The sequence below is a fragment of the Microbacterium sp. HMWF026 genome (assembly GCF_003061325.1).
Lineage (GTDB): Bacteria > Actinomycetota > Actinomycetes > Actinomycetales > Microbacteriaceae > Microbacterium > Microbacterium testaceum_E.
This window is the reverse complement of record NZ_QAJB01000350.1, coordinates 29,064-41,648: the sequence shown is the minus strand read 5'-3', so window position 1 is coordinate 41,648 and position 12,585 is coordinate 29,064. Positions and strand designations below refer to the sequence as shown.

The following is a 12,585-nucleotide window of genomic DNA, read 5'->3' as shown; positions in this document are numbered from 1 at the left end:
CCCGTTCCCGCCCGTGCACAACGGCGGAGGTCACGGCAGACACGCCGTCCGGCACGACCGGCGTGACGGCGTGTCGGGGCTGGGGCCCGCGGTTGTGCACAGGCGCGTGCCGCGGGCCGACCGCGGCGGGCGAGGCGCGGTCGTGTCAGACGTCGATGCGCTCGCGCGCGAGCCGGTCGCTCGAGTCGATGATGAACTCGCGGCGCGGCGCGACGTCGCTGCCCATCAGCAGATCGAACACGGATGCCGCGGCCTCCATGTCCTGCACCCGCACGCGGCGCAGCATGCGCCCGGCACGGTCCATGGTCGTGGTGGCGAGCTGGTCGGCATCCATCTCGCCCAGCCCCTTGTACCGCTGCACGGGCTCCTGCCACCGCTTGTTGGACCGCTTCAGCTTGGTCAGCAGCTGGTGCAGCTCTTGCTCGCTGTAGGTGTAGACGGTCTCGTTCGGCTTCGAACCGGGGTTCATCACGATCACGCGGTGCAGGGGCGGCACCGCGGCGAAGACACGGCCCTCTTCGACCAGCGGTCGCATGTACCGGAAGAACAGCGTGAGCAGCAGCGTCCGGATGTGCGCGCCGTCGACGTCGGCGTCGCTCATCAGGATGATCTTGCCGTAGCGTGCGGCCTCGAGATCGAACGAGCGCCCCGAGCCGGCGCCGATGACCTGGATGATCGAGGCGCACTCGGCGTTGGACAGCATGTCGCTGATCGACGCCTTCTGCGTGTTGAGGATCTTGCCGCGGATCGGCAGCAGCGCCTGGTACTCGCTGTTGCGCGCGAGCTTGGCGGTGCCGAGCGCCGAGTCGCCCTCGACGATGAACAGCTCGGAGTCCGAGACGTCGTTCGACCGGCAGTCGACGAGCTTGGCGGGCAGCGACGAGGACTCGAGGGCGTTCTTTCGTCGCTGCGTTTCTTTGTGGGTGCGCGCCGAAATGCGCGCCTTCATCTCGGAGACGATCTTCTCGAGCAGCTGCGCCGTCTGCGCCTTGTCGTCGCGCTTGGGCGAGGCGAATCGCGCGGCGATCTCTTTCTGGACGACGGATGCCACGATCTGCCGCACCGCGGGGGTTCCCAGCACCTCTTTCGTCTGGCCCTCGAACTGCGGCTCGGGCAGGCGGACGGTGAGCACGGCCGTGAGTCCCGCGAGCAGGTCGTCCTTCTCGATCTTGTCGTTGCCGACCTTGAGCTTGCGGGCGTTCTGCTCGACCTGCGCGCGCAGGACCTTCATCAGCCCCTGCTCGAACCCCTGCTGGTGGGTGCCGCCCTTGGGCGTGGCGATGATGTTGACGAACGAGCGCGAGGTGGTGTCGTACCCCGTGCCCCAGCGCACCGCGATGTCGACCTCGCAGGAGCGCTCGATCTCGGTCGGGATCATCGAGCCGCCCGGCTGCAGCACGGGGACCGTTTCGGTGAATGTTCCCGTGCCGGTCAGGCGCCACGTGTCGGTGACAGCCGCGTCGGGGGCGAGGAAGTCCGCGAACTCCGAGATGCCGCCGTCGAAGCGGTAGCTCGTCTCGACGCGCTCCTCGCCGCGGTCGTCGAGGACGACGATCTCGAGGCCGGGCACGAGGAACGCCGTCTGACGCACGCGCTGCACGAGCTCGTCGTGGCCGAAGGCGGCATCCTTCGTGAAGATCTGCCGGTCGGCCCAGTACCGGATGCGGGTGCCGGTCACCCCGCGAGCGGCCTTGCCGACCACTCGCAGCTCGCTGCTGCGCTCGAACGGGGTGAACGTCGAGTCGGGCCCGTCGCCGGCGAACAGCCCGGGTTCTCCGCGGTGGAACGACATGGCGTAGGTCTTGCCGGCGCGGTCGACCTCGACGTCGAGACGCTCCGAGAGAGCGTTCACGACCGAGGCGCCGACACCGTGCAGACCACCGGATGCCGCGTACGACCCGCCACCGAACTTGCCGCCCGCGTGCAGCTTGGTGAAGACCACCTCGACGCCGGTCAGGCCGGTGCGGGGCTCGACGTCGACGGGGATGCCGCGGGCCCGGTCGCGCACCTCGACGCTGCCGTCGGCGTGCAGCACGATGTCGATGCGGGTGCCGTGTCCGGCAAGGGCCTCGTCGACGGAATTGTCGATGATCTCCCACAGGCAGTGCATGAGGCCGCGGGAGTCGGTGGAGCCGATGTACATGCCCGGGCGCTTGCGCACGGCTTCGAGGCCCTCGAGGACCTGGAGATGATGGGCGGAGTACTCGGACGTCACGATCTCCCAGCGTAATCGGGGCCGCCGACATCCCCTGCCAGACACACAGCGCGGTCGGGTCAACGTACGCGCACAGCGAAATGTGATCAAGCGGCGGCATAGGGGAAACATCCGCGTGGTTGTATATGGAGACTCGCCCCACGACCACCTGAGGAGGGCAAACGAGATGACCACCACGACCGCACCCGACGCGTCTGTTCTCGACCACCGCCTGACGGCGGCGGATCGCTGCGACTCCTGCGGCGCTCAGGCCTACATCGCCGCCGAGGTGAACGGCAGCGAGCTGCTGTTCTGCGCTCACCACGGCCGCAAGTACGAAGAGAAGCTCCGCAGCGTCGCCACGTCGTGGCACGACGAGACGGCGCGCCTCAACGCCGCCGACTGAGACCACACGTCCGAACGGGCCCCGCGCCGCTCCTCAGGGAGCGGGACGGGGCCCGTTCCGCGTCACGCGCGGGAAGAGACGTAGACGCGTTCGATGACGGGCGACACCCGCAGGGCGATCTCCTCGCCGATCGTGTCGACGAGCTCGGCGAGGTCGGTGGCGCTGTACAGCGCATCACGGCCAAAGACCGCGACCTCGTCGCCCGGCGCGGCTCCGTCCCACGGCGCGACGGTGACGGCGGTCGGCTCGATCACCTCCACCCGACGCGGGCCCGAGGCCGTCGCGACGTCGAAGCGCCCGGCCAGGCTGCTCGGCAGACCGTGCAGGCTGCCCAGTCGCAGGTGCACACCGGAGGGGTCCACCGCCGCGACGGTGGCGTGCAGCGTCGCGATCGGTTCGATCCCGAGCTCTGCCTCTCCCGGTCCCCCCGAGGGGCGGATGCCGTACGAATACGCGCCCACGCGCACGATGTCCTCGCGGAACTCCCCGCGTGCGAAACCGGCGGCGCTGGCGGCCAGGTGCGAGAACCGCGGGGGCAGGCCGGCGGCCCGCGCCGCTTCGCGCGCCGCGAGGAACACGGAGCGGGCGTCGTCGTCGTCGGCATCCGAGGCCTCCGAGATGTGCGACCAGATGCCCTCGAGCAGCGCTCGACCGTCGTCGACCAGCGAGCGGGTGCGCGAGAGCGCGTCGTCCCACTGCTCGGGACGGATGCCGTTACGGTGCAGGCCCGTATCGATCTTGAGATGTACGCGCGCCGGACGCGGGAGCGTCAGGCCCGCCAGGTCGTCGAGCAGAGCGGCGTCGCCGATACCGAGGTCCAGATCGGCGGCGATCCCCGCCGCGAGATCGTCTGCCCCGCCGATCAACCACACGAAGATGCGCGCCTCGGGCCCCGCGGCGGCGCGGACCGCTTCTCCCGTCGCGACGTCGAAGGCGCCGAACCATTCGACCCCCTCGATCCGGGCACGCCGCACGATGGCGTCGAGGCCGTGGGCGTAGGCATCGTCCTTGACGACCAGCATGTGCGCGGCGGGGGCGATGGCCGCGCGGACGCGGTGCAGGTTGCGGGCGAAGGCGTCGAGGTCGACGCGGTACTGCGCGCTCAAGTGGTCACCTGCCGGTCCGCGCGGGCGCCCACGGTCGCGACGATCTCGGCGGCGCTCAGGCCCGTGGCATCCACCCATTCCGACAACGAGGGATCGCCGGTGGACGGATCGCCGAAGAACGCGACGTCGGCGCCGCGGGCGATCGTCGCGTCCCGGACGTCGACCACGCACACGTCCATCGCCACGCGCCCGACAATCGGGTGGCGCCGGCCGGCGATGACGACGCTCGCGGCGTTGCCGAGCGAGCGGACCACACCCTGCGCGTATCCGCCCGTGACGAGCGCCACGACCGTGTCCGCGGGGGCGCGGTGGGTGTAACCGTACGAGACGCCCTCGCCGGCGAGCAGCGGTTTGGTGCCGAGCGCGCGGCCGTGCAGCGACATGACCGGGCGCGCGCCGGTCCCCGGAAGGCCGAACAGCACGGCGGGGTCGAGCAGATCGGCATCCGCGCCCGTCTCGGAGAGGACGGATGCCACCCACCCCGCGCCGTGGCCCCACGCGTCGGCGGCCCACAGGTCGTCGCGCGCGTGCGCGGAGGCCGCGCGGGCGATGTTCTGCCGCAGCGCCGACGCCGAGACGCGGGCGACGGGAGCGACTCCCCCGGCCGCGTGCGGGCGGGCAGGGAGCGTGGAGGTCACGCCTCTAGACTAACGAAGTCCGTCGTTCCCGACCCCGGAGCCTTCATGCCTACCCAGGGTTTCTCCCCCGTCACACGCCTCCGCTATCTTGTCGGGCGCGCCCGCCGCATCGACGTCGGATCGGTGGTCGAGCGGGCCAAAGAGGCGTCCGCACAGCACAAGAAGGCGCTGCCGCTGGTCGTCGCCGACATGCTCTTCCAGGCCGGTGTGAAGAACGTCGGCTTCCAGGATTACATCGACTACGACTTCGCGATCCTCACGCCCGCCGAGCGGGCGACGTACATGACGCACCCCGTGTCGAACCAGATCTCGCAGAAGTACGACCACCCCGACTACCGCGGCATCTTCCAGGACAAGGTGGCGTTCGACCGCCGCTTCAGCGAGTTCCTCCGTCGCGAGTGGATGGTGGTGGATGCCGACAACGCCGACGAGCTGCGCGCCTTCACCGAGAAGTTGGGCACCATCGTCACCAAGGAGCCGGTCGGTCAGGCCGGCACCGGCGTGCACCGCTACCACGCGGCCGACGTCGAGGACTGGGGCGCGTTCCACCGCGGACTGCTCGAGCGCGGCGAGATCCTCGTCGAAGAGGTCATCCGCCAGCACGACGACCTCGCGGCCGTCTGCCCCGGCACCGTGAACACCACGCGCGTGACCGCGTTCTTCGACGGGAACACGACGCACATCCTCGCGATGGCGCAGAAGTTCGGCCGCGGCGCGGTGAGCGATCAGATGACCTTCGGCGGCTTCTACACGATGCTCGACGAGAACGGCCACGCCCTCGGCGCCGGCTACGACTCGCACGGGCACGTGCACGAGCTGCACCCCGACTCGGGCGTGCGCATCGCCGACTTCCAGCTGCCCCTGATCGACGAGGTCAAGGCGTTCGTCGACCAGGTCGCCCGCGTTGTGCCGCAGGTCCAGTACGTCGGCTGGGACATCGTCGTCGGCCCCGACGGTCCCGTGCTCGTCGAGGGCAACTGGGGCGCGGGCGTGTACGAGAACAAGCCGAGCGTGACCGGCATCCGCACCGGGCACAAGCCGCGCTACCAGGCCGCGATCGGGTTCTGATCCCGGATGCCGAGAAGGCCCGCTCCCCAAGAGGGAGCGGGCCTTCTGCGTGAGCCGCGTCAGCCGCGGCGGACGATGCCGAGCGGCGTGGACTCGTGGCCCTGACCGAGCGGGTTGTCCTTGAGGATCGCGACCAGGCGCTTCTCGCCGGCCTTGTCCATCGTCGAACCCAGGATGTTGCCGCCGAGGTCGTTGATGTCGACGACCGCGACGTCGAGGTCGATGCCGAGCAGCGACTTCAGACGCACGGCCACCTCGCGGGGCCGTTCCGGGCCCAGCACGACGGCCTGGTTGTACGGCGGGATCGTGCCCTTGGTGGGGCCGTCGATCGCGCGCGCCTTGTCGCCGGCGATGCGGTAGAAGTCGCCCTTGCGTCCCATCGCCTTGGTCACGGCCGAGACGGCCGCGGCGAACAGGATGCGCGGGGTGCCGCACTCGCGCAGCGCCATCTCCATCGTCTCGGGCATGCCGAGACCGATGCCGTAGGGCGTGCGCGTGACGTACTTCGACAGGAACAGCGCGAGCTTGCGCGGTTTGATGCTGTCGAGCTTGTACGAGCGGCCCTGCGTGATCGCGACGATCTTCTCGGTGACGAACAGCAGGTCGCCCGGCTGCACGGCATCCTTCGCATACTCGAGGATGAAGGCGTCGAGGTCGTCGCCCGGCATGACGACCCGCGTGCGGATCGGGATGCGGGCGTACGACGTGCCCTCGACGGTACGGGTGAGCGCCTTGCCGGCGTTGGCCTCGCCGCTCATTCGAGGTAGTCCCGGAGCGACTGCGAGCGGCTCGGGTGACGCAGCTTCGCCATGGTCTTCGACTCGATCTGGCGGATGCGCTCGCGCGTGACGCCGAACGTGTCGCCGATCTGGTCGAGGGTCTTGGGCTGACCGTCGCCGAGGCCGAAGCGCATGCGGATCACGCCCGCCTCGCGCTCGCTGAGCGAGTCGAGCAGCGACTCCAGCTGACGCTGCAGCATGGTGAAGCCGACCGCGTCGGCGGGGACGACGGCCTCGGTGTCCTCGATGAGGTCACCGAACTCGCTGTCGCCGTCCTCACCCAGGGGCGTGTGCAGCGAGATGGGCTCACGGCCGTACTTCTGCACCTCGATGACCTTCTCGGGGGTCATGTCGAGTTCGCGGCTGAGCTCTTCGGGGGTGGGTTCGCGACCGAGGTCCTGCAGCATCTGCCGCTGCACGCGCGCGAGCTTGTTGATGACCTCGACCATGTGCACGGGAATGCGGATGGTGCGAGCCTGGTCGGCCATCGCGCGGGTGATGGCCTGACGGATCCACCAGGTGGCGTAGGTCGAGAACTTGAAGCCCTTGGTGTAGTCGAATTTCTCGACCGCACGGATCAGGCCCAGGTTGCCCTCTTGGATGAGGTCGAGGAACTGCATGCCGCGACCGGTGTAGCGCTTGGCGAGCGAGACGACCAGACGCAGGTTGGCGCCGAGCAGGTGGCTCTTGGCACGCTGACCGTCACGGGCGACCCACTGCAGGTCGAGACCCAGCTGACTCGTCTTCTCGGCCGCCGACATGTTCGACAGCTTCTCTTCGGCGAACAGGCCCGCCTCGATGCGCATCGCGAGCTCGACCTCTTCGGCCGCGTTCAGCAGCGGGACCTTGCCGATCTGCTTCAGGTAGTCCTTGACGGGGTCGGCGGTCGCGCCGGTGATCTGCGCCGAGTAGACGGGGACGTCGTCCTCGTCGCTCGACGAGATGACGATCGCACCGGTGGGCAGTGCCTCGGCGGGCGCCTTGGGGGCCTCGTCGTCGTCATCGTCGTCGGACTTCTTCGCATCGGCCTTGGCCGCGTCGTCGGAGTCCTCCGCGTCGTCGCTGTCGTCGACCTCGATCTCGACATCGCCGTCTTCGTCGACCTCGTCTTCGTCCTCGAGGTCGTCGTCCTTCTTCGCCTTGGTCTTCGCCTTGGCGGGCGTCGCCTTGGCCTTGGCGGGGGCCTTCTTGGCGGGAGCCTTCTTCGCGGTCGTCGTCGTCGACGCCGTCGCGGTCTCTTCGGTGTTCTCGAGCTCGGTGTCTTTCGCACTCCGGGCGCGAGTCTTGGTTGTCGTGCCTGCCACGTTTCGCCTTTCACCGGGAACGCATGTTGCACGGCCGCCGGTCGTTCTCGGACACTAGTAAGACCCTTGTCAAGTCCGGAGCCGAGGAGCGGGGCTCCTGGACCGGATGACAACGGGTCAGGTTCTTCATTGTCTCACATCCGCCGACCGGGACTTGACGCGGACCGGGGATCTATGCCTAGACAACGTCGAGCGGCGCGCGTGCATTCCCGGATGCCGGGGCGGTGGCATCCACTTCTCCCCGCGCGCGTGCGGCGACGGAGCGCGCTCAGCCGAGCTTGCCGCGGCGATCGTCGTCGCCGGGACGCGACGCGAGGAAGCGCTCGAGCTCGGCCGCCAGCTCGTCCGCGCTGGGCAGATCGCCGGTGTGGATGATCGGGGTGGCCTGCGTCGAGCCGGCCATGTACGCGTCGTAGCGTTCCTCGAGGTTCTCGAGCATGCGGGTGAGCTCGTCGCTGCCCTCGACCTGCTCGGTGACCTTGGCGATGAACTCGCGGTTCTCCTCGCGCAGCACCTCGCCCGAGAACGACAGGCCCGTCGCGACGGTCAGGCTGTCCAGCGCGGCCAGCGCGGCCGCGGGGTACTCGGTGTCGCCGAGGTAATGCGGAACGAGCAGCGCGAAGCCCGCGACCTTGGCCCCGGCCTCGGCGAAGCGGTACTCGAGCAGGTGACCCGCGGTCGAGGGGACCTGGGTGTGCGGGCGCCAGACCGAGTGCGCCTCGGCCAGATCGGCACGCGTGCCGCTGACCGTCGTGCCGATCGGACGCGTGTGCGGAACCGGCATCGGGATCGCGTGCACCCAGGTGACGGACGACACCTGCAGGCCGGCCGCGAGCTCCAGCACCGTCTCGGCGAAGGCCTCCCACAGGAAATCGGGCTCGTAGCCGGCCAGCAGCAGGAAGGGGTGCCCCTGCGAGTCGTGCGCGAGCGAGAGATCGAGACGCGCCGGCCGGTAATCGGTGAGGTGGTCCTCGACGAAGGTGATCGCCGGTCGACGCGCGCGGTAGTCCAGCAGCACGTCGTTGTCGAAGACGAAGACCGGGTTGGGCTGCAGGTCGTCGCGGAAGTACTCGACGAGCCGCGTCACGGCGCCACCGGCGTCGGTGAACCCGGTGAGCGCGATCACGAGCGGAAGACCCGACGGCACGGGCGGCGCCGCGGGGGCGCGGTCGTACAGCGGGGCGGAGATCGGCATGAGTCCACTCTACGAGCGGTCCGAACGCGCCGGTCCCGGTGCGTCCCGCTGCTAGCGAACAGGCACGAACCTAGGATGGATGCCATGCCCTTCCCCTCAGTGGCGTACACCGACGCCCCCGTCCTCGAGTCCGACGCCGACGCGATCCTGCTGATCGTCCCGACACTGACGGAAGGGGCGCCGGACCCCGACGGGTGGGACGGCCTCGGCTCCGCCCTCGCGTCGATCGGCTTCACGGGTGCGATCGGGTCGTACCAGCGGGTGCACGTGCCCGGCGTCGACACCCCCGTCGCCGTGGCCGGTGCGGGCACCGATCCGAGCGAGGCGGCTCTGCGGGATGCCGCGGGCACGGGGCTGCGGCAGCTGACCGGTTTCGCCCACGTCGCCGTCGCCGCGCTCGTCGAGTCCGCGTGGCGACCGCTGGCCGAGGGCGCGGCCCTGGGCGGATACCGCTTCGCCGACTACAAGAAGAAGTCGCCCAAGGCGCGCGCCGCACGGGTGACCGTCTCGGCGCCCACCGCTCCGTCCGAGGCCGACACGGCGGCCGTCGCCGCGATCGCCGGCGCCGTCGCCCTCGTGAAGGACCTCGTGACGACCCCCGCCGAATGGCTGGGTCCCGCTGACTTCGCCGCTGCCGCGGCCGCCGCCGTGGCCGACCTGCCGGTCGAGGTCGAGATCCTCGACGAAGAGGCGTTGCGCGAGGGCGGCTACGGCGGCATCCTCGGCGTCGGCCAGGGCTCGGACCGCCCGCCGCGCATGGTGCGCCTCGACTACTCCCCCGCCGGCGCCGAACGTCACGTCGCGCTGGTCGGCAAGGGCATCACGTTCGACACCGGTGGCCTGTCGCTGAAGCCGCCGGCATCCATGGTCGGCATGAAGTACGACATGTGCGGGGCCGCGACCGTGCTGGCCGTGCTCAAGGCCGCGGCCGAGATGCAGCTGCCGATCCAGGTCAGCGCCTGGCTGTGCATCGCCGACAACATGCCGTCCGGTCGCGCGACGCGGCCCGGAGACGTGCTGCGTACGCTCGACGGCACGACGGTCGAGGTGCTCAACACCGACGCCGAGGGCCGCCTGGTGCTCGCCGACGGTCTGGCCGCGGCGAGCCGCGAGAACCCCGACCTGATCGTCGATGTCGCGACCCTCACGGGGGCGATCACCGTCGCGCTGGGCAACCGCCACACGGGCGTCATGGGTGAGGACGACGCGGTCGCGGCGTACCTCGCCGCCGCCGGTCGCACCGCGGAGCTCGCGTGGCCGCTGCCCCTGCCCGACCACATGGTCGACGACCTCGACTCGCCGATCGCCGACCTGCAGAACGCGAAGATCGGCGACCCCGCCGGTGGGTCGCTGTTCGCCGGGCTCTTCCTGCGGCACTTCGTCGGTCGCGTCTCGGAGGACGCCGACGCGCCCCGCATCCCCTGGGTGCACCTCGACATCGCCGGCGTGGGCATGAACAAGTCGGCGCCGTTCGGGTACACCGACAAGGGTGTGACGGGGGCGACGGTGCGTTCGCTCGTCGATCTGCTCGCCACGGACGCCGCGCGATGACCGAGTTCTCGGCCGACGTCGTCGTCCTGGGCGGCGGCAGCGGCGGCTACGCCGCGGCCCTGCGGCTCGCCGAGCTGGGCAAGGACGTCGTTCTCGTCGAGAAGGACAAGCTCGGCGGGACGTGCCTGCACCGCGGCTGCATCCCGACCAAGGCCCTGCTGCACGCGGGAGAAGTCGCCGACGCGGCGCGCGGTGCGTCCGACATCGGCGTGGACGTGACGTTCTCGGGCATCGACCCCGCGCGCGTCCGGGCATACCGCGAGGGCATCGTCGCCAAGAAGTTCAAGGGCCTCGAGGGGCTCATCTCGGCTCGCGGCATCCGTGTGGTGCACGGATCCGGGTCGCTGGAGGCGGGGCCGGCCGTCCGCGTCGGAGACGACGTGTACCGCGGCGAAGATGTGATCCTGGCGACGGGCTCGTACAGCCGCGGCCTGCCGGGGCTCGACATCGGCGGTCGTGTTCTGACGAGCGAGCAGGCGCTCGACCTCGACGTCGTCCCCGAGCGGGTCGTCGTGCTGGGTGGAGGCGTGATCGGCGTCGAGTTCGCCAGCGTGTGGCGCTCGTTCGGCGTCGACGTCACCATCGTCGAGGCGCTCCCCCACCTTCTGCCGGCCGAGGACGTGGCATCCAGCAAGGCCCTGGAACGCGCGTTCCGCAAGCGCGGCATCGCCTTCCAGCTGGGACGACGATTCATCTCGCTCGTGCAGAACGCGGACTCCGCCACCGTGACCCTGGACGACGGCTCCGAACTGGTCGCCGACTACGTCCTGGTCGCGGTCGGCCGCGGTCCCTCGACGGCGGGCCTCGGCTACGAAGAGGCGGGTGTCGTGCTCGAGCGCGGATTCGTCCGGACCGACGACCGCTTGCGCACCGACGCGCCGCACGTGTGGGCGGTGGGCGACATCGTCCCCGGACTTCAGCTGGCGCACCGTGGATTCCAGCAGGGGATCTTCGTCGCCGAACAGATCGCCGGGCTGTCGCCGGTCCTCGTCCCCGACGTGGACGTGCCCCGGGTAGCGTATTCGCACCCCGAGGTCGCGTCCGTGGGGCTCACCGAGGCGCAGGCGCAGGATCGTTACGGATCCGAGGCCGTGACCGCCTACGAGTACAACCTGGCCGGCAACGGCCGCAGCGAGATCATCGGCACGTCGGGCATCGTCAAGATCGTGCGTCGCGTCGACGGGCCCGTCGTGGGCGCGCACCTGGTGGGCGACCGCGTCGGCGAGCTGATCTCGGAAGCGCAGCTCGCGGTGGGCTGGGAAGCCCACCCCGAGGACATCGCCCCGTTCGTCCACGCCCACCCCACTCAGAGCGAAGCGCTGGGCGAGGCCTTCCTGGCCCTCGCCGGCAAGCCCCTGCACGCACTCTGACCACAAACCGGTCACTAAGCTAGGTACCGCATCCGGTACGAAGGAGACATATCCATGAGCACTTCCGTCGTCCTCCCCGCTCTCGGCGAGAGCGTCACCGAGGGAACGGTCACCCGCTGGCTCAAGCAGGTCGGTGACACCGTCCAGGAGGACGAGGGTCTGTTGGAGATCTCGACCGACAAGGTCGACACCGAGATCCCCTCCCCCGTCTCGGGAGTCATCGAGGAGATCCTCGTCCAAGAGGACGAGACCGTCGAGGTCGGCGCGATCCTCGCCAAGATCGGTGACGGCTCCGGCGCCGCCTCGTCCGACGACGCGCCGCAGGCGGCTCCCGCCGAGCAGCCCGCCGCTCCCGCCGAGGAGCAGGCGGCTCCCGCCGAGGCCGCTCCGGCCGAGCAGCCCGCCCCCGCGGCGCAGCCCGCCGCGGCGAGCGACGACTCCACCGAGGTGAAGCTGCCCGAACTGGGCGAGAGCGTCACCGAGGGCACGGTCACCCGCTGGCTCAAGGCCGTCGGCGATGACGTCGCCGTCGACGAGCCCCTTCTCGAGATCTCGACCGACAAGGTCGACACCGAGATCCCCTCGCCGGTCGCCGGCACGCTGCAGGAGATCCTCGTCCAGGAGGACGAGACGGTCAACGTCGGCGCGGCCCTCGCCCGCATCGGCAGCGGTGCTCCCGCCGCGGCCGAGCCCGAGGCCCCGACCGCCGAGCCCGAGGCTCCCGCCGCTGAGCCCGCGGCTCCCGCCGCCGAGCCCGAGGCTCCCGCCGCTGAGCAGAAGCCCGAGCAGTCGGCTCCGGCCGCGCCCGCCCCGCAGGCCGCAGAGAAGCCGGCGCCGGCCGAGAAGCCCGCCGAGCAAGCTCCCGCCGCGTCCTCGAACGACGACGTCACCTACGTCACCCCGCTCGTGCGCCGCCTCGCGCAGCAGCAGGGCGTCGACCTGAAGTCCGTCACGGGCAGCGGCGTCGGCGGTCG

Annotated in this window: 11 protein-coding genes; 5 read left to right on the top strand and 6 right to left on the bottom strand. The window is 70.4% G+C overall.

All coding sequences use genetic code 11. From position 1 onward, the window contains the following. Window positions 1-145: 145 nt before the first annotated feature. On the bottom strand, window positions 146-2,218 hold the full coding sequence (locus DBR36_RS13215; protein ID WP_108320112.1) for a type IIA DNA topoisomerase subunit B: 2,073 nt from the start codon (window positions 2,216-2,218) through the stop codon (window positions 146-148). A 163-nt stretch (window positions 2,219-2,381) separates the two neighbouring features. Here DBR36_RS13215 and DBR36_RS13210 point away from each other — a divergent pair, with 163 nt between their 5' ends. Continuing rightward, complete coding sequence (locus DBR36_RS13210) at window positions 2,382-2,600, top strand: hypothetical protein (protein WP_076675603.1); 219 nt, start codon at window positions 2,382-2,384, stop codon at window positions 2,598-2,600. 62 nt (window positions 2,601-2,662) lie between these two features. Here the strand turns inward: DBR36_RS13210 and DBR36_RS13205 are convergent, their stop codons facing one another. After that, window positions 2,663-3,706, bottom strand: a complete 1,044-nt coding sequence (locus tag DBR36_RS13205) for an alanine racemase (RefSeq protein ID WP_108320106.1) — start codon at window positions 3,704-3,706, stop codon at window positions 2,663-2,665. Continuing rightward, entirely contained in the window at window positions 3,703-4,344 is a 642-nt protein-coding gene (locus tag DBR36_RS13200) for an alanine racemase C-terminal domain-containing protein (RefSeq protein WP_108320104.1), read from the bottom strand. Before DBR36_RS13200 ends, DBR36_RS13205 begins: the two co-directional genes overlap by 4 nt. 45 nt (window positions 4,345-4,389) lie before the next feature. Here DBR36_RS13200 and DBR36_RS13195 point away from each other — a divergent pair, with 45 nt between their 5' ends. Next, complete coding sequence (locus DBR36_RS13195; protein WP_108320102.1) at window positions 4,390-5,412, top strand: sugar-transfer associated ATP-grasp domain-containing protein; 1,023 nt, start codon at window positions 4,390-4,392, stop codon at window positions 5,410-5,412. A gap of 59 nt (window positions 5,413-5,471) precedes the next feature. On the opposite strand, the gene DBR36_RS13190 is transcribed toward DBR36_RS13195, so the two are convergent. The 3 genes from DBR36_RS13190 to DBR36_RS13180 all read right to left on the bottom strand — a co-directional run bounded on the left by DBR36_RS13190 (window position 5,472) and on the right by DBR36_RS13180 (window position 8,690). Next, entirely contained in the window at window positions 5,472-6,170 is a 699-nt protein-coding gene (locus tag DBR36_RS13190; protein WP_108320100.1) for a coenzyme F420-0:L-glutamate ligase, read from the bottom strand. Beyond that, window positions 6,167-7,495, bottom strand: a complete 1,329-nt coding sequence (locus tag DBR36_RS13185; RefSeq protein WP_108320098.1) for an RNA polymerase sigma factor — start codon at window positions 7,493-7,495, stop codon at window positions 6,167-6,169. The genes DBR36_RS13190 and DBR36_RS13185 overlap by 4 nt, the downstream gene beginning before the upstream one ends. A gap of 268 nt (window positions 7,496-7,763) precedes the next feature. Continuing rightward, window positions 7,764-8,690 carry a proteasome assembly chaperone family protein gene (locus DBR36_RS13180; protein WP_108320096.1) on the bottom strand — a complete coding sequence of 309 codons (927 nt, stop codon included), beginning with the start codon at window positions 8,688-8,690 and terminating at the stop codon, window positions 7,764-7,766. An 84-nt stretch (window positions 8,691-8,774) separates the two neighbouring features. Between DBR36_RS13180 and DBR36_RS13175 the strand changes: the two genes are divergently transcribed. The 3 genes from DBR36_RS13175 to DBR36_RS18465 form a co-directional block, all read left to right on the top strand. Further along, window positions 8,775-10,241: a leucyl aminopeptidase gene (locus DBR36_RS13175; protein ID WP_108320110.1), complete on the top strand. Its 1,467-nt coding sequence runs from the start codon at window positions 8,775-8,777 to the stop codon at window positions 10,239-10,241. Then, a complete protein-coding gene (lpdA, locus tag DBR36_RS13170) occupies window positions 10,238-11,611 on the top strand; it encodes a dihydrolipoyl dehydrogenase (protein WP_108320094.1) in 1,374 nt (457 codons plus the stop codon). Before DBR36_RS13175 ends, lpdA begins: the two co-directional genes overlap by 4 nt. 54 nt (window positions 11,612-11,665) lie before the next feature. Further along, the coding region (locus tag DBR36_RS18465) for a biotin/lipoyl-containing protein (RefSeq protein ID WP_258222841.1) at window positions 11,666-12,585 on the top strand (920 nt) is incomplete at its 3' end.